Origin of the sequence: Pseudomonas lijiangensis, assembly GCF_018968705.1 — a bacterium.
Lineage (GTDB): Bacteria > Pseudomonadota > Gammaproteobacteria > Pseudomonadales > Pseudomonadaceae > Aquipseudomonas > Aquipseudomonas lijiangensis.
In genome coordinates, this window is sequence record NZ_CP076668.1 from 1,698,495 (window position 1) to 1,715,791 (window position 17,297).

General features: G+C 59.2%; 14 protein-coding genes. 5 read left to right on the top strand and 9 right to left on the bottom strand.

Features of this window, described 5'->3' with window-relative positions; all coding sequences use genetic code 11:
- The first annotated feature begins 116 nt into the window (after window positions 1-116).
- Complete coding sequence (locus KQP88_RS07490; RefSeq protein WP_216705258.1) at window positions 117-1,853, top strand: type III effector HrpK domain-containing protein; 1,737 nt, start codon at window positions 117-119, stop codon at window positions 1,851-1,853.
- Window positions 1,854-2,054: 201 nt separating this feature from the next.
- On the opposite strand, the gene KQP88_RS07495 is transcribed toward KQP88_RS07490, so the two are convergent.
- Window positions 2,055-2,945 carry a LysR family transcriptional regulator gene (locus tag KQP88_RS07495; protein ID WP_253950563.1) on the bottom strand — a complete coding sequence of 297 codons (891 nt, stop codon included), beginning with the start codon at window positions 2,943-2,945 and terminating at the stop codon, window positions 2,055-2,057.
- 103 nt (window positions 2,946-3,048) lie between these two features.
- On the opposite strand from KQP88_RS07495, the gene KQP88_RS07500 reads away from it, so the two are divergent.
- Window positions 3,049-4,062, top strand: a complete 1,014-nt coding sequence (locus tag KQP88_RS07500; protein WP_216705260.1) for an NADP-dependent oxidoreductase — start codon at window positions 3,049-3,051, stop codon at window positions 4,060-4,062.
- Window positions 4,063-4,149: 87 nt separating this feature from the next.
- Here the strand turns inward: KQP88_RS07500 and fabI are convergent, their stop codons facing one another.
- The 8 genes from fabI to gloB all read right to left on the bottom strand — a co-directional run bounded on the left by fabI (window position 4,150) and on the right by gloB (window position 15,109).
- Complete coding sequence (fabI, locus tag KQP88_RS07505) at window positions 4,150-4,944, bottom strand: enoyl-ACP reductase FabI (RefSeq protein WP_025259229.1); 795 nt, start codon at window positions 4,942-4,944, stop codon at window positions 4,150-4,152.
- Between the two features lie 18 nt (window positions 4,945-4,962).
- Window positions 4,963-6,573, bottom strand: a complete 1,611-nt coding sequence (locus KQP88_RS07510; protein WP_216705261.1) for an ABC transporter ATP-binding protein — start codon at window positions 6,571-6,573, stop codon at window positions 4,963-4,965.
- 1 nt (window position 6,574) lies between these two features.
- On the bottom strand, window positions 6,575-7,594 hold the full coding sequence (locus KQP88_RS07515; RefSeq protein WP_216705262.1) for an ABC transporter permease: 1,020 nt from the start codon (window positions 7,592-7,594) through the stop codon (window positions 6,575-6,577).
- Between the two features lies 1 nt (window position 7,595).
- The gene (locus KQP88_RS07520) at window positions 7,596-8,669 is read right to left on the bottom strand and encodes a microcin C ABC transporter permease YejB (protein WP_025259232.1); all 1,074 of its coding nucleotides are present in this window, start codon (window positions 8,667-8,669) and stop codon (window positions 7,596-7,598) included.
- Window position 8,670: 1 nt separating this feature from the next.
- Window positions 8,671-10,518, bottom strand: a complete 1,848-nt coding sequence (locus tag KQP88_RS07525; RefSeq protein ID WP_216705263.1) for an extracellular solute-binding protein — start codon at window positions 10,516-10,518, stop codon at window positions 8,671-8,673.
- Window positions 10,515-12,344, bottom strand: coding sequence for an extracellular solute-binding protein (locus KQP88_RS07530; RefSeq protein WP_216705264.1), 1,830 nt, complete (start codon window positions 12,342-12,344; stop codon window positions 10,515-10,517). The genes KQP88_RS07525 and KQP88_RS07530 overlap by 4 nt, the downstream gene beginning before the upstream one ends.
- Window positions 12,345-12,650: 306 nt before the next feature.
- Window positions 12,651-14,231 (bottom strand): lytic transglycosylase, encoded by a 1,581-nt coding sequence (locus KQP88_RS07535; RefSeq protein ID WP_200994196.1) that lies wholly within the window; start codon window positions 14,229-14,231, stop codon window positions 12,651-12,653.
- Between the two features lie 98 nt (window positions 14,232-14,329).
- The gene (gene gloB, locus KQP88_RS07540) at window positions 14,330-15,109 is read right to left on the bottom strand and encodes a hydroxyacylglutathione hydrolase (RefSeq protein ID WP_216705265.1); all 780 of its coding nucleotides are present in this window, start codon (window positions 15,107-15,109) and stop codon (window positions 14,330-14,332) included.
- Window positions 15,110-15,189: 80 nt separating this feature from the next.
- On the opposite strand from gloB, the gene KQP88_RS07545 reads away from it, so the two are divergent.
- From KQP88_RS07545 to dnaQ, 3 genes are all read left to right on the top strand, one after another.
- Window positions 15,190-15,948 (top strand): class I SAM-dependent methyltransferase, encoded by a 759-nt coding sequence (locus KQP88_RS07545; RefSeq protein WP_216705266.1) that lies wholly within the window; start codon window positions 15,190-15,192, stop codon window positions 15,946-15,948.
- A gap of 46 nt (window positions 15,949-15,994) precedes the next feature.
- A complete protein-coding gene (gene rnhA / locus KQP88_RS07550; RefSeq protein ID WP_216705267.1) occupies window positions 15,995-16,447 on the top strand; it encodes a ribonuclease HI in 453 nt (150 codons plus the stop codon).
- Window positions 16,448-16,514: 67 nt separating this feature from the next.
- The gene (dnaQ, locus tag KQP88_RS07555) at window positions 16,515-17,291 is read left to right on the top strand and encodes a DNA polymerase III subunit epsilon (RefSeq protein WP_200994192.1); all 777 of its coding nucleotides are present in this window, start codon (window positions 16,515-16,517) and stop codon (window positions 17,289-17,291) included.
- The last annotated feature ends 6 nt before the right edge of the window (window positions 17,292-17,297 follow it).

A 17,297-nucleotide genomic window follows, 5' to 3' on the forward strand; every position in this document is an offset into this window, starting at 1 on the left:
CGACGGGAATGGACGAACGGTCATATTCTTTTTCGCCGCCATGGAACCGTTTCTGCGCGCTGGCCACTCAGTCGAGCATGTAGATCCTTGTTTTGTGTCCGAGGGAGATAACCCGCATGAGCGATCCCATTTCAAGTACCGGTCGTGGCCCAAGTGGTTTTGGGAGCTTTCCGGTTCCGGAAAACCTTACCGAAGTCCCCTTTACCCTGACCTCGGGCGAATTCCACAAAGCTGCCGGTGGCCTTGGCAGTGTCGAGTATGGTCAGGCTGGCACGACGACACGGACTGCATCGCAATCCCCTCAGGCTGCCGAAGACTCGATTCTTCAGCGTTTGCTGCGCGCCTTGAGCAGTCAGCTATCAGGCAAGGCCCAGCCGCCCGTGCGGGAAAATCATCAGTACCTCGATGAGTCGAAATACAGCTCGCCAGAAGAACTGTCCAAATGGGACGGTCTGCTGGGTGATATGCCAGCCTCCAAGCGTGAACAGGCCGCCAAGGAACTGAATCGTCCGATTGCCGCCGCCCGAATGATTGCCGCCAATGATCCGGATGCAGACAAGGCATGGGCGTTTCTGGATGAGAACCCGACCCTGAAAACCGCCATGGACACCGCCCAGGGTGGTAAGGCGGACGGCAAGATCACCAGGAAGGATGCCAAGACCTTCGCCAAGAACATGGAGAAGCAGGTCGACAAGGGCACAGACAGCCTCAATGACTTTCGCAAGGACAATCCCGATGCCGATGCGCGATCGGTACAACTGGTGCGTTCTGCTGCCGTGCTGCTGGCTCATGAGCCTATAACCGAAGCCGGTGATCCGTCCAATGCACAGGGTGTAGAAGGGCAGACCAAGGTCAACGGGCGTACCACCATCGCCGGGCTTGAGTCGGTGAGCTCGAATAATCCGGGGCTTTCCAGTGTGCTGCAGGACTCTGCCGCGACCTGGGCGCAGCCGGGCATGTTCGAGATGATGGACCAGGGCAACATGCGCGGCAAAAAACTGGCCATGCGCGCTCCTGACGGCGTGATGGTCAAAAAGGACATCAGTACCTGGATCAAGCACAAGGCGCCTGCCAACGAAGACGACTTCTCCAGGGTTCTCTCGGATGCCGCTACGGTCGGCGCTGTGGCTGATGTCGATATCAGCAAGCTCAATGGCGATGTCTTCGCCAACCCGCAGGCCTACAGCGGCGAGCAGAAAGCGGCCGTGCTGGTAGAGTTGCAGCAGATTTCCGAGCAGGTCGTGGCAGGGCGCTCCATCCGCAATACCTCGGCCACCGAAACCGCTCTGGATGAAAAGATCACCCAGTTGCAGAACGATCCTTCCGTACAGGACTTTCTGGGCAAGAATACTGATCGGCAGGCCGAGTTGATCATCAACAGCGACCCGGCACTGGCGCGGGTGGTCAATGAAACCACGAGCAAAAAGGTGCCGCTGGGTACGGCCGGGATGAGCACGGCATTTACTCCGGGCGGTACCGGCAAGGATACGAATCAGACCAAAGATGACCTGAAGCTGGCTGCCAACACTGTCCAGGATGTAATCGGCTTTGGTGACAAGGTGGATGTGCGCAAGGCGGGTGCCAAGGCGGCGGTGGGTATCGGTGGTCGTGTGGCCGCTGCTGTTGGCGGGCGCATTGTCGGTGCGGTTGCCGGTCAGGCTGCAGGTGCAGCGGCGGCTTCGGCAATCGGTGCGGCGGCAGGGCCTGTGGGCTGGGTGGTCAGCGGTGCCATCAGCATCGGTTTTGGCATTTCGGAGATCATCAACTCGGTGAAGGAACGCAAAGAGCGCAAGGCCTTCAGCCGTACCGTCAACCCGACCCTGGAGCAGTTCGACATACCCAAGCCTAAATAAGCGTCAGGCAGGTATTTCTCTAACGTCGGAGGGTATGGGGTAATGCCGATCAGTCAAGGCACAGACAAAACGTGTGGGAGGCAGCTTGCTGGCGAAAAAGGCCTGAAACTGGCAGATATTCTGCGCCTGTACGTGAAGTCGCCAGCAAGCTGCCTCCCACAAAGTGATTCATTGGCCTTGACGGATCACCATGCCGTAGTTTCATAGCTTTGCGACCAGCACATCGAGGAAAGCACGCACAGCCGGATTGGTGCGACGACTTTCTGGCCATAGGGCCGTGATGTTGTGCCGGTCTACCGCAAAGTCGGACAGAATCGGGATTAACTCTTTGCGTTTCACCCAGGGAGCAGCCATGAAGCTGGCTGCCATTCCAATGCCTGCGCCGGCTGCAATGGCCACTATCACGGCCTCACTGGCATCAACGATCAATGGCGATGAGGGCAATATCTCAATCTCCTTATCCCCCATCCGGATCGGCCAGCGAAACACTTGTCCGGTGCTTTGATAACGCAAATTTACCGTTTCGTGCGCTACCAACTCATCAGGATGTTCCGGGGTTCCGCACCTCGCCAGATAATCGGGCGATGCGTAGCAGCAGAGCTTGTATGGGGAGAGTCGGCGAGAGATGAGGGATGAATCTGCAAGGTCACCGATCCGTATCGCAAGGTCGACCCCCTCTTCAACGATGCCCACGAAGTGGTCGCTCAGTCGCAAGTCGACCTTCACCTCAGGGTACTGTTTGCGAAACTCCGTAATGGCCGGGACGATCATGTGCAGACCAATCGGGAGTGATGTTGCAATGCGTAAAGTCCCTGCTGGTTCTGAGCGTGCTGACTTCGCTACCTGCTCAATCTCTTCTGCATGGCGCAGCAGCTCTAGCGCACGCTCATGCAGGTCTCGACCTTGAGCTGTCAACGTCAGGGAGCGCGTTGTGCGCGTGAAGAGAGGAACACCGAAATGACGCTCCAACCGCTGAACGCTTTTGCTTATCGCGGAGGGAGAGACCGCTAATGAGCGAGCTGCAGCGGTGTAGCTACCTAGAGAACCTGCGCGGGCGAACGCAATCAAGCCTGTCAGGCTTTCGAGACCCATTTGTGCCTTCATGGCAATATTAAAGCGAACCAGAGCCCTATTATCAACCTGGTGGGATAGTCATAACCTCTGTCATCCAAGTGTTTCTCTGAATGAGATGATGATGACCGACACGATGAAAGCGGTGCTCCTACACGAATTCGGTGGCCCCGAAGTCCTGCGATACGAAGATGTGACTCGTCCCTCAGCGGGGCCTGGCGAAGTATTGGTTCGCATCAGGGCAGCGAGTCTCAACCCGCCAGACCTCTACCTGCGAGATGGCTTTCGGTCGCTGCCGCCCGAATGGCAGCCGAATCCAGCCTTTCCGCTGATTCTGGGCACCGATATATCGGGAGTCGTTGCTGCAGTTGGCGAAGAGGTATCCGGGCTAAGCGTGGGTGATGAAGTCTACGCAATGGTGCGCTTCCCTGCAGACCTGATGAAGGGCAGTGGCGCGTATGCCGAATACGTCAGCGTTCCCGTATCCGAACTGGCCTTGAAGCCCACGGGGATAGACCATGTACAAGCAGCCGGTGCGCCGATGTCTCTGCTCACTGCATGGCAGTTCTTGATCGATCCTGGTCATGACTTACCGAATCCATTCCAGTCGTTACGACATGCACCTGTCTTGCTGGAAGGCAAAACGGTACTGATTAACGGCGCTGGAGGTGGCGTTGGGCACCTGGCCGTGCAAATTGCCAAATGGAAAGGTGCGCGCGTCATCGCCGTCGCCTCAGGGAAGCATGAAGGGCTTCTTCGCGATCTGGGCGCTGATGAGTTCATCGACTACACCAAAGCCGCAGTTGAAGCGGTCGTCAGTGATGTTGATTTAGTCATTGACGCTGTCGGCGGCCGCGATATGGAACGCTTTTTGAGCGTCATCAAAAAGGGGGGATCGCTCTTCCTGGTCAATCCGCTAGGTTTCTCGGGCCATGATCAAGCAATTGCTTCAGGGGTGACTGTTTCCTCGACGCAGGTGCGCTCTGATGGCGCCCAATTGGCAGAGGCCGGACGCTTGCTCGAAGACGGTAGCATTCGTATCGTGATCGACAGCATATTTCCATTGGCCGAAGCCTCGGCTGCCCATGCGCGAGCTTTACGGGGCAGTATCCAGGGCAAGGTCGTGCTTATCACCTGAGGCAGAAACAAAAAATCCGGACCCTTGCGGACGTCCGGATTTTCTGTTTTCAGGGCCGACGTCATGCGTCAGCCCCGAGCGAAGGCATCACTCTTCGATGTTGCCCATCGCGGTGGTGTTGAAACCGCCGTCGACGTACATGATTTCACCGCTGATGCCGGACGCCAGGTCCGAGCACAGGAAGGCGCCGGCGTTGCCGACTTCTTCGATGGTGACGTTGCGACGCAGCGGGGTTTGCGCTTCGTTGGCGGCCAGCATCTTGCGGAAGTTCTTGATGCCGGAAGCTGCCAGAGTGCGGATCGGGCCAGCCGATACGGCGTTGACGCGAGTGCCTTCCGGACCGAGGCTGCCTGCCAGGTAACGAACACCGGCTTCCAGGCTGGCCTTGGCCATGCCCATCACGTTGTAGTTAGGCATGGTGCGCTCTGCGCCCAGGTACGACAGGGTCAGCAGACTGCCATTGCGGCCTTTCATCATTTCGCGACCGGCCTTGGCCAGGGCGACGAAGCTGTAGGCGCTGATGTCGTGAGCGATGCGGAAGCCGTCACGGGTGGTGGCCTCGGTGAAGTCGCCATCGAGCTGGTCGCCCGGAGCGAAGCCTACGGAGTGAACGATGACGTCCAGGCCGTCCCACTTCTTGCTCAGCTCTTCAAAGACCTTGTTGATCTCTTCGTCGCTGGCTACGTCGCAAGGGAAGCACAGCTCAGGGCCCGAGCCCCAGCCTGCTGCGAACTCTTCGACACGGCCCTTGAGTTTGTCGTTCTGGTAGGTGAACGCAAGCTCGGCGCCTTCACGATGCATTGCGGCAGCGATGCCGGATGCGATGGACAGTTTGCTTGCGACACCGACGATCAGGACGCGCTTACCGGCGAGAAAACCCATGTGTTGTTCCTCTTCAGGTTAATCGACAGCTACCGGCGCCAGAAAGGCGGCTTCCAGTAGCTGCTGTGTATAAGGATGTTGCGGTGCGGCGAAGATATCCTGCGCCACACCCTGTTCGACCACTTTGCCTTGCTTGACCACCATCAACTGGTGGCTCAGCGCTTTGACGACAGCCAGGTCATGGCTGATGAACAAATACGTCAGGTTGTACTTGGTTTGCAGCGAGCGCAGTAACTCGACTACCTGGCGCTGCACTGTCCGGTCGAGGGCCGATGTCGGCTCGTCCAGCAGAATCAGCGCCGGTTTTAACACCAATGCACGGGCTACGGCGATTCGCTGCCTTTGCCCACCCGAGAACTCGTGGGGGTAGCGGTGCCGGGTTTCCGGGTCCAGACCTACTTCCCTGAGTGCCTCGATAATAGCCGTTTCCTGCTCGGCCTCCGTCCCCATGCCATGAATGCGCAGGCCTTCGCCCACGATATCGCTCACTGACATGCGCGGGCTCAGACTGCCGAACGGGTCCTGGAACACCACCTGGATCTGTCTGCGCAGCGGACGAATCTGCTGTTGCGACAGGCCATTGAGCGGTTTGCCCTGGAACCGTATGGCGCCCTCGCTGCCGATGAGCCTGAGTATTGCCAGGCCCAGCGTCGATTTGCCCGATCCACTTTCACCGACAATCCCCAGTGTCTGGCCTTGAGGCAGGCTGAAGCGAATACCATCCACCGCCTTGACGTGATCGACGGTTCGCTTGAGCAGGCCTTTCTTGATCGGGAACCAGACTTTCAGGTCCTCGACTTCAAGCAGTGGAGCGCCAGCCGGGTTGGTCGAAGGACCGCCGCTGGGCTCTGCACTGAGCAACACCTGGGTGTACGGATGCTGTGGTGAACGGAACAGCTCTTCGCACAATGCTTGTTCGACGATGCAACCGCGCTGCATGACACATACGCGATTGGCTATTTGCCTCACAACGTTCAAATCATGGCTGATCAACAGCAATGCCATGCCCAGGCGAGCCTGTAATTGCTTGAGCAATTCAAGGATTTTCAGCTGTACCGTGACGTCCAGCGCAGTGGTCGGTTCGTCGGCAATCAGCAGCTCGGGCTCGTTGGCCAGAGCCATGGCGATCATGACGCGCTGGCGCTGGCCGCCTGACAGCTCGTGAGGCAGGGCCTTGAGGCGCTTGTGCGGTTCGGGGATGCCGACCATTTCCAGCAGTTCCAGCGTGCGCGCCGTGGCGGCCTTGCCGGTGAGCCCCTTGTGCAGGCCGAGCACTTCGTTGATCTGCTTTTCCACCGAATGCAGCGGATTGAGCGAGGTCATGGGCTCCTGGAAAATCATGGCAATGCGATTGCCACGAATGGAGCGCAGTTTTTTCTCGTCCATCTTCAACAGGTCATCGCCCGCATAGCGGATGGTGCCGGCAGGATGGGTGGCAATGGGGTAGGGCAGCAGGCGCAGGATCGAGTGCGCAGTGACCGACTTGCCGGAGCCGCTTTCGCCGACCAGAGCCAGGGTTTCGCCGCGGCGGATATCGAAGCTGATGTTTTCCACCACGCGCTGGCGCGACTCGCCTGTCACGAACTCGACCGCCAGATCGCGGATTTCGATCAGATTGTCATTGTTCATTTCATTTCCTTGGGTCGAAAGCATCGCGGGCGGATTCGCCGATGAACACCAGCAGGCTCAGCATCAGTGCCAGTACGGCAAAGGCGCTGATCCCGAGCCAGGGAGCCTGCAGATTGGATTTGCCCTGCGCAACCAGTTCGCCCAGGGAAGGCGAGCCAGCGGGCAGGCCGAAGCCCAGGAAGTCCAGCGCCGTCAGGGTGCCGATGGCACCGGTCAGAATGAACGGCATGAAGGTCATGGTCGACACCATGGCATTGGGCAGGATGTGGCGGAACATGATTGCGCCGTTCTCCATACCCAGCGCCCGGGCGGCGCGCACGTATTCCAGATTGCGGCCGCGCAGGAACTCGGCGCGTACCACGTCCACCAGACTCATCCAGGAAAACAGCAGCATGATGCCCAGCAGCCACCAGAAATTGGGTTGCACGAAGCTGGCCAGAATAATCAGCAGGTACAGCACCGGCAGGCCTGACCAGACTTCCAGGAAGCGCTGGCCCAGGAGGTCCACCCAGCCGCCATAGAAACCCTGCAATGCCCCGGCAATCACCCCGATGACGGAGCTGAGCACCGTCAGGATCAGGGCGAACAGCACCGAGATGCGGAAACCGTAGATGACCCTGGCCAGAACATCGCGTCCCTGATCGTCGGTGCCCAGCAGGTTCTCGCTGGAAGGCGGCGCGGGGGCCGGGACTTTCAGGTCATAGTTGATGCTCTGATAGCTGAACGGAATGGGCGCCCACAGGGTCCAGCCGTTCTTCTGCGCCAGCAATTCCTTGATGTACGGGCTTTTGTAGTTGGCTTCCAGCGGGAATTCACCACCAAAGGTGGTTTCCGGGTAGCGCTTGACTACAGGGAAGAACCATTCGCCGTCATAGCGCACGGCCAGCGGCTTGTCGTTGGCGATCAGTTCGGCGCCCATGCTCAGGCCGAACAGGATCAGAAACAGCCACAGCGACCACCAGCCGCGCTTGTTGGCCTTGAAACGCTCGAAGCGGCGGCGATTGAGAGGAGACAGCTTCATATCAATGCTTCCTGCTTTCAAAGTCGATGCGCGGATCCACGAGGGTGTAAGTGAGGTCGCCGATCAGTTTCACTAGAAGCCCCAGAAGGGTAAAGATGAACAGGGTGCCGAAGACCACCGGGTAGTCGCGGTTGATGGCTGCCTCGAAGCTCATCAGGCCCAAGCCGTCGAGAGAGAAGATCACTTCCACCAGCAACGATCCGGTAAAGAAGATGCCCATGAAGGCGGACGGGAAACCGGCGATCACCAGCAACATGGCGTTGCGGAACACATGGCCGTACAGCACGCGGTTATTGCTCAGGCCCTTGGCCTTTGCGGTCACGACGTACTGCTTGCTGATTTCGTCCAGGAAGCTGTTCTTGGTCAGCAGGGTCATGGTGGCGAAGTTACCGATCACCAGCGCTGTCACCGGTAGCACCAGGTGCCAGAAGTAGTCGCCGATCTTGCCCAGGGTGCTCATCTCGTCAAAGCCGTTGGACGTCAGGCCGCGCAACGGGAACCAGTTGAAGTAACTGCCACCGGCAAACAGCACGATCAGCAGGATCGCGAACAGGAAGGCGGGAATGGCATAGCCGACGATGATGGCCGAGCTGGTCCAGACATCGAAATGGCTGCCATGGCGCGTGGCCTTGGCGATGCCCAGCGGGATCGACACCAGATACATGATCAGGGTGCTCCACAGCCCGAGGGAGATGGACACCGGCATCTTCTCGACAATCAGGTCGATCACCTTCGCATCGCGAAAGAAGCTGTCACCGAAATCCAGCGTCGCGTAGTTCTTGATCATGATCCACAAGCGCTCCGGTGCCGACTTGTCGAAGCCGTACATGCGCTCGATTTCCTTGACCAGCGCCGGGTCCAGGCCCTGCGCGCCGCGATAGTTGGAGCCGGCCACCGAGACTTCCGAGCCGCCACCGGCGATGCGGCTGGTGGCACCGTCGAAGCCTTCGATCTTGGCGATCATCTGCTCCACCGGGCCACCGGGAGCGGCCTGGATGATGATGAAGTTGATGATCAGAATGCCGAACAGGGTCGGGATAATCAGCAGCAGGCGCCGGAGAATATAAGCCAGCATGTTATTGCTCCGTACTCGCAGGTTCAGCCTGCCCGTTGGCAGGTTGCTCGGGGACTGCCGGTTTTGCGTCCGGTTTCACCCACCAGGTCATCACGCCGATATCCGACAGTGCCTTTGCCTTGGGGTGAGCGATATGGTCCCAGTAGGCCACGCGCCAGGTCTTGATGTGCCAGTTGGGCACCACATAGAAGCCCCAGAGCAGCACCCTGTCCATGGCTTTGGTGTGGTCAATGAGGTCCTGGCGCGAGTCTGCGTTGATCAGGCCATCCACCAGCGTATCCACAGCCGGGTCCTTGAGGCCCATGAAGTTGCGGCTGCCAGGGTTGTCGGCACTGGAGGAATGGAAGTAGATCCGCTGTTCGTTGCCCGGAGAGCTGGATTGCGGGTAGCTGCTGACAATCATCTCGTAGTCACGCGAGCGCAGGCGGTTGATGTATTCCGAAACGTCCACCCGGCGAATGTTCAGCTCGATTCCCAGGTCGTTCAGGTTGCGCTTGTAGGGCAGCAGAACCCGCTCGAACTCGGTCTGGGCCAGCAGGAACTCCAGTTTGACCGGGTTGCCCTGGGTATCGACCATCTTGTCGTTGACGATCTTCCAGCCCGCTTCCTGCAAGAGCTGGAAGGCGCGGCGCAATTGCGGGCGAATCATGCCGCTGCCGTCATTGACCGGCAGTTTGTATTCTTCGTTGAAGACCCGATCGGGGATCTTGCCGCGCAAGGGTTCCAGAATGGCCAGTTCCTGGGGCGACGGGAGGCCGCGGGCGGCCATCTCTGAATTGTCGAAATAGCTTTTGGTGCGGCTGTAGGAGCCGTTGAACAGTTGCTTGTTGGTCCACTCGAAATCCAGCAGCAGCGTCAGGGCCTCGCGAACCCGTATGTCCTGAAACACCGGTTTGCGCAGGTTGAAAACGAAACCCTGCATGCCGGTCGGGTTGCCGTTGGGCAGCTCTTCCTTGATCAGGCGCCCGTCGCGCACAGCTGGCGTGTTGTAGGCGGTGGCCCAGTTCTTGGCGCTTGTTTCCAGCCAGTAGTCGAACTGCCCGGCCTTGCCGGCTTCCAGGGCGACGGTGTTGTCACGGTAGTAATCGGTGGTCAGGACATCGAAGTTATAGAAGCCCTTGTTGATCGGCAGATCCTTGGCCCAGTAGTCCTTGACCCGCTCGTAGCGTACCGAGCGTCCGGCCTTGACCTCGGCCACCTTGTAGGGGCCGCTGCCCAGCGGGACGTCCAGATTGCTTTTGCTGAAATCCCGGGTCGCCCAGAAATGCTTGGGCAGTACCGGCAACTGGCCGATGATCAGCGGCATTTCGCGGTTGTTCTTGTGCTTGAACTTGAACAGCACGCGCAGGGGATCTTCGGCAATCACCTGATCCACATCGGCGTAGTAGCCGCGGTACATGGGCGAGCCATGTTTCATCAGGGTTTCAAAGCTGAACACCACATCTTCGGCACGTATCGGATGTCCGTCATGGAAGCGTGCTTCAGGGCGCAGGTAGAAGCGCACCCAGTCATTGTCCGGCGACTTTTCGATCTTGCCGGCAACCAGCCCGTACTCGGTGAAGGGTTCATCCAGGCTGCGGCTGGTGAGGGTGTCGTAGATCAGGCTGACATCGTCAGCGGCCACGCCCTTGTTGATGAACGGGTTGAGGCTGTCGAAACTGCCGAAGCCTGCCTGGCGGAACGTTCCGCCTTTGGGCGCGTCGGGGTTCACGTAATCGAAATGCTTGAAGTTGGCCGGGTATTTCGGGGCTTCGTCATACAGCGTCACGGCGTGCTGGGGAGCAGCCTGGGCGGTGCAGACGATACCGGCCAGGAATGCCTGTATGAACAGGGAGCGCAGTAGGGTCATCGGGTCTTCTCCGGAGTCTTGAGCCACCACGCACGCAGCCCCAGGGTATAGGGCGGGGTGGTGACCATGGCGAATCGATTGCGATAGGCCAGGCGATGATTGTTCAGGTACCAGTTCGGGATGCTGTAATGCTGTGATAACAACACACGATCAAGTGCGCGTGCCGTTGCGACTTGTTCATCATGAGTCTGTGCGGCCAGTAACTTGTTGAGCAGGCCGTCGACCACTGGGTTGGCGACATCTGCGTAGTTCTTGCTGCCATTGACCGAGGCCTGGCTGGAGTGGAAATACTGCCACTGCTCAAGGCCTGGGCTGAGTGTCTGTTGCAGGGTCATGAGGATCATGTCGAAGTCGAAGTGATCCAGCCGTTGCTTGTACTGGGCACGGTCCACTGTCCGCAGGCCGGCTTCGATACCGATGCGGCGCAGGTCTTCTATATAAGGCTGCAGAATGCGTTCGAGGTTGGGGTTCACCAGAAGGATTTCAAAACGCAGTGGCTGTTTGTCTGCATTGAGCAGGCCTTGCTCGGAGAGCGTCCAGCCTGCCTTGGCCAGCAGGCCCAGTGCCTTGCGCATGGTTTCCCGCGGGATGCCTCGTGCATCGGTCTTCGACAGACTGAAAGGCTCGCTGAACAGGCTGGCTGGCAATTGGTCCCGGTAGGGTTCCAGCAGTTCCAGTTCGCGACCTGCAGGCAGGCCTGTCGCGGAAAACTCGCTGTTGGGGTAATAGCTGGTGGAGCGTGAATAGGCATCACTGAACAGTGCGCGGTTGGTCCACTCGAAATTGAACATCATCCCCAGCGCCTCGCGAACCCTGATGTCGGCAAAGGTGCCGCGCCGGGTGTTCATGAACAGGCCCTGAGTCTGGGTCGGGATCTTGTGCGGAATCTGCGCCTTGATCACCTGGCCGTTGGCGACTGCCGGGAAGTTGTAGCCATTGGCCCAGTTCTTGGCCTGATGTTCGATATAAATGTCGAATTCACCCGCCTTGAAGGCTTCAAACGCCACATCGCTGTCGCGGTAGAACTCCACCTCGACACGATCGAAATTGTATTTGCCGCGATTGACCGGCAAGTCCTTGCCCCAGTAATCCTTGACCCGCTCGAATACCAGCTGGCGTCCGGGCTGCACGCGGGTGATGCGGTAGGGACCGCTGCCCAGTGGCGGCTCGAAGGTCGTGGCCTTGAAGTCGCGGTCTTTCCAGTAATGCTGTGGCAATACCGCCAGTTCGCCCAGGCGCAGGATCAGCAGTGGATTGCCGGAGCGCTTGAAGACAAAGCGGATGCGATGGCGGTTGAGGATGTCGACCCGCTGCACTTCCTGCAAGGCCGTGCGGTATTGTGGGTGACCGTCCTTGAGCAGCGTGCGGTACGAAAAGGCCACGTCATAGGCGGTAATCGGCTTGCCATCATGGAAGCGCGCCTGAGGGCGAAGGTTGAACACCACCCAGCTACGGTCCTCGCTGAACTCCACCGACTGGGCAATCAGCCCGTAACTTGACGTCGGTTCGTCACCGGACGGGTCGTATTGGCCGGTGCCCACCATCAAGGGCTCGTTCAGCTCGTTGACGCCGTATTGCAGGAAGTTACCGGTCGAAACCGGGCTGGTGCCTTTGAAGGTATAAGGGTTGAGGGTGTCGAAAGTGCCGAAGGCCATCATTCGCAAGGTGCCACCTTTCGGCGCCTCGGGATTGACCCAGTCGAAATGAGTGAAGCTTGCCGGGTACTTGAGAACGCCAAACTGCGCATAACCATTGCTTTCGCTGATGGCTGCGTTGGCACAGAAGCTCAAGGCCAGACAGATGAACAGCAGGAAGGGACGTATCACGATCCAGACGGCTTGGGCTTTCGGGTCGCTAACAGTAACAGCTTGTCCCGGCTGGAAAAAGACCGCAGGCAATGCAGGAGATCATCCGTCGCCTCGGCGCCGCGCTGTCGCTCAGCAAATACGTAGGAGCGCGCTTGCCCGCGATCGAGTGCGAAGCGCTCGCAAAATCTACGACTGCTAACGCAGCCGGTCGCGGGCAAGCGCGCTCCTACCTTGTAATTCATGATGTTGCGTTATGTTTGATGAGAGAGATGGTCTGAACGACCACTTGCCCCGAGGTTGCTCCAGGGCAGGTGGCCGGCGTCATCAATGAGGCAGGTAGACAGTCAGGGTCTGGCCGGGTTTGAGGGCCTGACCGGTACGTGGGTTCCAGCGCTTGAGATGCTTCATGTCGACATTGAAGCGCTTGGCGACCAGATACATCGAGTCGCCTTTCTGGATCTTGTACTGCATGGATTTCTTGTCGCCGGGCTCGGCGCTGGCGGTTGCCGTGCTATTGGCCTTGCCAGCCTGTACGACCAGCGTCTGGCCGATCTGGAGCTTGTTGCCGGAAAGCTTGTTCCAGCGTTGCAGCTCTACGACATCAACCTTGTGTGCCTGAGCGATGCTCGACAGGTTGTCGCCACTCCTGACCTTGTAGCTGCGACCGGTGGCCGGCTTGTCGTTGCTGGCCAGTTCCTCGAACACCGGTTGCGAGGACTTCATGCCCGGCTGGACCGGAATGTTCAGGGACTGACCTGCCTTCAGCCTGCTGCCTGACAGCCTGTTATTGCTCTTGATCGAACTGACGGTCACCTGATAACGACTGGCGAGGCTTTCCAGCGTATCGCCACGGCGCACGCGGTAGGGCTGCCATGCGGTCAGCTCTTCGGGCTTCATGGCCGACAGGCTTGCGGTCAACAGTTGGGCCTTGGATGTCGGCACCAGCAAATGCTGAGGGCCGTCGATGGTCAGGCGTTTCTTGAAGGCCGGGTTGAGCTGGATGAGCTCGTCTTCGTCGATATTGGCCAGGCTCGCGACCTTGGACAGGTCGACACGCTTGTTGAGTTCGACGACTTCGAAATAGGGTTCGTTGGCAATCGGGTTCAGGTTGACGCCATAGGCATCCGGCGACAGAACCACCTGGGACAGGGCCAGCAGTTTGGGCACGTAGTCACGTGTTTCCTGTGGCAGCGGCAGGTTCCAGTAGTCCGTAGGCAGGCCGAGTTTCTCGTTGCGTTCGATGGCGCGGCTGACCGTGCCTTCGCCGGCATTGTAGGCGGCCAGTGCCAGCAGCCAGTCGCCGTTGAACATGTCATGCAGGCGCGTCAGGTAATCCATGGCGGCCACGGTGGACGCCTGGATGTCGCGTCGGCCGTCATAGAAACTGGTCTGGCGCAGATTGAAATAACGCCCGGTGGACGGGATGAACTGCCACAGGCCGACAGCCTGGCTGCGGGAAATGGCCATCGGGTTGTAGGCGCTTTCGATCACTGGCAGCAGGGCCAGTTCGAGGGGCATGTTGCGTTCTTCAAGGCGCTCGACGATGTAATGCATGTAGAGGCTGCCACGCTCGCCTGCGCCTTCCAGAAAGGAAGGGTTGTTGGCGAACCACAGACGCTGCTGGTCGATACGCGGGTTCTGATCGTTGTTCTGTTGCAACTGGAAGCCCTGACGCATGCGCTCCCAGATATCCTGAGGCGGGGCCACCTGGTTTGGCGTCTGGGTGATGAAGATGGGTTTTTGCTTTACATGGGTGGCCAGGTTGGACGTGCGGTAAGTGCTGCTGGGCTCGACGTGACTGGTGGTCTGACAGCCTGCCAGCAGGGCGCTCGCGGCTACAGCCACAGCCTGTGCGAGCCGAGTCAATGCGTCCGGATTGAGGTGTTTATGTGTGAGTGACGACATTGGCTGGGGGGGACTTCCAGGCGAAAATGTCGGGCGATTCTAGAAAGCGTCCCCCCAACGGTCAACCTTTCAGAACTTTTGTGCCGATCCCTCGCTCTTTAGAACGTATCTTTCCAGGCCCTCAAGCTAGCAAAAACCTCGCTCGGCGAGCGGTTTTCATGGCCGCTCCGTTCGTCCGCTTTTTCTTTAACAGATGTTTCCCCGACCCTCAGGAAGGGGTTGGTGCGTCGTTCCAGAGCTAGATTGGAAGGCAGGCTGATGCGATTTTCGCTGCGCCACTGGCTGACTTGAGCCAGACGTTCGGCAATGTCCCGATTGTCCGGCTCCACGGCCTGGGCAAAACGCAGATTGCTCAGGGTGTACTCGTGGGCGCAGTAGATCAGCGTGCTGTCTGGCAATGCCGCCAGTCGGCTCAGGGATTCATGCATCTGCTGAGGCGTCCCTTCGAACAGACGACCGCAGCCAGCGGCGAACAGGGTGTCGCCACTGAACAGCACGGGAGAGGTGGCATCATGGTGATAGAAGGCGATATGGCCCAGGGTATGGCCCGGTACGGCATGGACCACGAAGTCCTGGCCCAGAACCGATACCCGGTCATTGTCGGTCAGCGCGACATCACGGGCCGGAATGTTTTCCGTGGCCGGTCCGAGCACGCGGGCACCTGTGGCCTGCTTGAGACGCACGACACCGCCGACATGGTCGTTGTGATGGTGGGTGATCAGGATGTCGGTCAGTTGCCAGCCGGGATTCTGCTCCAGCCAGTCGAGTACCGGTTGTGCGTCACCCGGGTCGACTACAGCGCAGCGCTGAGTGGAAAGGTCTTGTAACAACCAGATGTAGTTATCGTTGAAAGCGTGCAGAGCGTGTATCTGTATCATGGGCGCAGTTCGCACATCAGGAAACAATGGTGCATCTTAGTCTTTGATGCGGCTGCAAGCGAACCCCAAGGAGACCTCACATGACCGATGAAGCGTTCGCACAGGCCGATCCTGAATGGCTGGCCCTGATCCAGGCCGCACGCACCTGGCTGTCAGGTCCGTTGGGGCAACTGCTGCTCGAAGAGGAGCGCCGGGTTCTCGAAGATGAACTGGGGCGCTATTTCGGTGGTTATCTGGTGCATTACGGGCCATCTGCCGAGAGTCCGCCCGTGGCCAGGCAGGTGCAGCGCAATGTCCGGCTCGGGGCGCCGTTGCCCGGCGTCGAGATCGTCTGCGAAGAGGAGGCATGGCCCTTGAGCGAGCATGCTGCCGATGTGGTGGTCCTGCAGCACGGCCTGGATTTCTGCCTTTCGCCTCATGGCCTGCTACGCGAGGCCGCCAGCAGCGTAAGGCCCGGCGGGCATCTGTTGATTATCGGTATCAACCCCTGGAGCACCTGGGGTTTGCGGCATTTCTTTGCCCGGGATGGATTGCGCAAGGCGCGCTGCATTTCACCGTCCCGTGTCGCCGACTGGTTGAACCTGCTGGGGTTCGCGCTGGAGAAGCGGCGCTTCGGGTGCTATCGTCCGCCTCTTTCTTCGGCAGCATGGCAGGCACGCCTCGGTGGGCTGGAAAGCCTCGGCGAAGGTCGGCAAAGCCCGGGCGGCGGCTTCTATCTATTGGTGGCCCGCAAACTGGTGGTTGGCCTGCGTCCCTTGCGTCAGGTCCGGCGCGAGCCCATGGGCAAGCTGATTCCTCTGCCAATGGCCAAGGTCAACCGCAGCACATCGGAATCTTGATCGCCGTGCCTGTCCGAACAGTCCTCTTGATTCTGGAACGGTTGTAATGAGCGAAAGCGTTGAACTCTTCACTGATGGCGCCTGCAAGGGTAACCCCGGCCCTGGCGGCTGGGGCGCGTTGCTCGTCTACAAGGGCGTCGAAAAGGAATTGTGGGGCGGCGAAGCCAATACCACCAATAACCGCATGGAACTGACCGGCGCCATCCGTGGCCTGGAAGAACTCAAGCGTCCTTGCGAAGTGACTCTGGTGACGGACTCGCAATACGTCATGAAGGGCATCACCGAGTGGATGGCCAACTGGAAGAAGCGCGGCTGGAAGACCGCTGCCAAGGAGCCGGTCAAGAATGCCGACCTCTGGCAGCAACTGGACGAACAGGTCAACCGTCATACCGTCAAGTGGCAGTGGGTCCGCGGCCATATCGGTCATCCCGGCAACGAACGTGCCGATCAGTTGGCCAACCGCGGTGTGGATGAGGTGCGCGGCATCAAGCATGGCTGATGAGCTGAACGGCTCATCCGGCCTTGCAGCATGCTAAGATCGCGGCCTGTAGACGAGGCAACAGTCAATGGCAGTGCAAAACACAGATAACAGATCCGTAGTACTCGATACCGAAACCACCGGTATGCCCGTCACCGACGGCCACCGCATCATCGAGATCGGTTGCGTCGAGCTGATTGGCCGCCGCCTGACCGGGCGGCATTTTCACGTCTATCTGCAACCCGATCGCGAGAGCGATGAGGGGGCGATTGGCGTTCACGGCATCACCAACGAGTTTCTGGTGGGCAAGCCGCGTTTCAATGAAGTCGCCGAGGAATTCTTCGACTTCATCAAGGGCGCCCGGCTGATCATCCATAACGCGGCGTTCGACGTTGGGTTCATCAACAACGAATTCGCGTTGATGGGCGCGCACGATAAAGCCGACATCACCCAGCACTGTTCGGTGCTCGATACGCTGTTGATGGCCCGTGAGCGTCACCCCGGCCAGCGCAACAGCCTCGATGCCTTGTGCAAACGCTATGGCGTAGACAACTCGGGCCGTGAACTGCACGGCGCATTGCTCGACTCCGAGATCCTGGCCGATGTCTATCTGGCCATGACCGGCGGGCAGACCAGTCTGTCTCTGGCTGGCAACGCGAGCGATGACAACGGTTCGAACGGTGGCAATGCCAATCGCGGTAGCGAGATTCGCCGCCTGTCCGGCCGTCAGCCGTCGCGCATCATCCGGGCGACTGAAAGTGAGCTGGCAGAGCACGAAGCACGCATGGCCATTATCGCCAAGGCGGCAGGAGCGCCGCCGTTGTGGGTTCAGTTGCAAGAGGCCAAGGCTCAGGCTTCGTCCTGACCTGGC

Excerpts from the sequence above, each read along its gene's own strand:
- KQP88_RS07490 (WP_216705258.1), top strand. The coding sequence starts at position 117 with ATGAGCGATCCCATTTCAAGTACCGGTCGTGGCCCAAGTGGTTTTGGG.
- KQP88_RS07495 (WP_253950563.1), bottom strand. The coding sequence starts at position 2,945 with ATGGGTCTCGAAAGCCTGACAGGCTTGATTGCGTTCGCCCGCGCAGGT.
- KQP88_RS07500 (WP_216705260.1), top strand. The coding sequence starts at position 3,049 with ATGACCGACACGATGAAAGCGGTGCTCCTACACGAATTCGGTGGCCCC.
- fabI (WP_025259229.1), bottom strand. The coding sequence starts at position 4,944 with ATGGGTTTTCTCGCCGGTAAGCGCGTCCTGATCGTCGGTGTCGCAAGC.
- KQP88_RS07510 (WP_216705261.1), bottom strand. The coding sequence starts at position 6,573 with ATGAACAATGACAATCTGATCGAAATCCGCGATCTGGCGGTCGAGTTC.
- KQP88_RS07515 (WP_216705262.1), bottom strand. The coding sequence starts at position 7,594 with ATGAAGCTGTCTCCTCTCAATCGCCGCCGCTTCGAGCGTTTCAAGGCC.
- KQP88_RS07520 (WP_025259232.1), bottom strand. The coding sequence starts at position 8,669 with ATGCTGGCTTATATTCTCCGGCGCCTGCTGCTGATTATCCCGACCCTG.
- KQP88_RS07525 (WP_216705263.1), bottom strand. The coding sequence starts at position 10,518 with ATGACCCTACTGCGCTCCCTGTTCATACAGGCATTCCTGGCCGGTATC.
- KQP88_RS07535 (WP_200994196.1), bottom strand. The coding sequence starts at position 14,231 with ATGTCGTCACTCACACATAAACACCTCAATCCGGACGCATTGACTCGG.
- gloB (WP_216705265.1), bottom strand. The coding sequence starts at position 15,109 with ATGATACAGATACACGCTCTGCACGCTTTCAACGATAACTACATCTGG.
- KQP88_RS07545 (WP_216705266.1), top strand. The coding sequence starts at position 15,190 with ATGACCGATGAAGCGTTCGCACAGGCCGATCCTGAATGGCTGGCCCTG.
- rnhA (WP_216705267.1), top strand. The coding sequence starts at position 15,995 with ATGAGCGAAAGCGTTGAACTCTTCACTGATGGCGCCTGCAAGGGTAAC.
- dnaQ (WP_200994192.1), top strand. The coding sequence starts at position 16,515 with ATGGCAGTGCAAAACACAGATAACAGATCCGTAGTACTCGATACCGAA.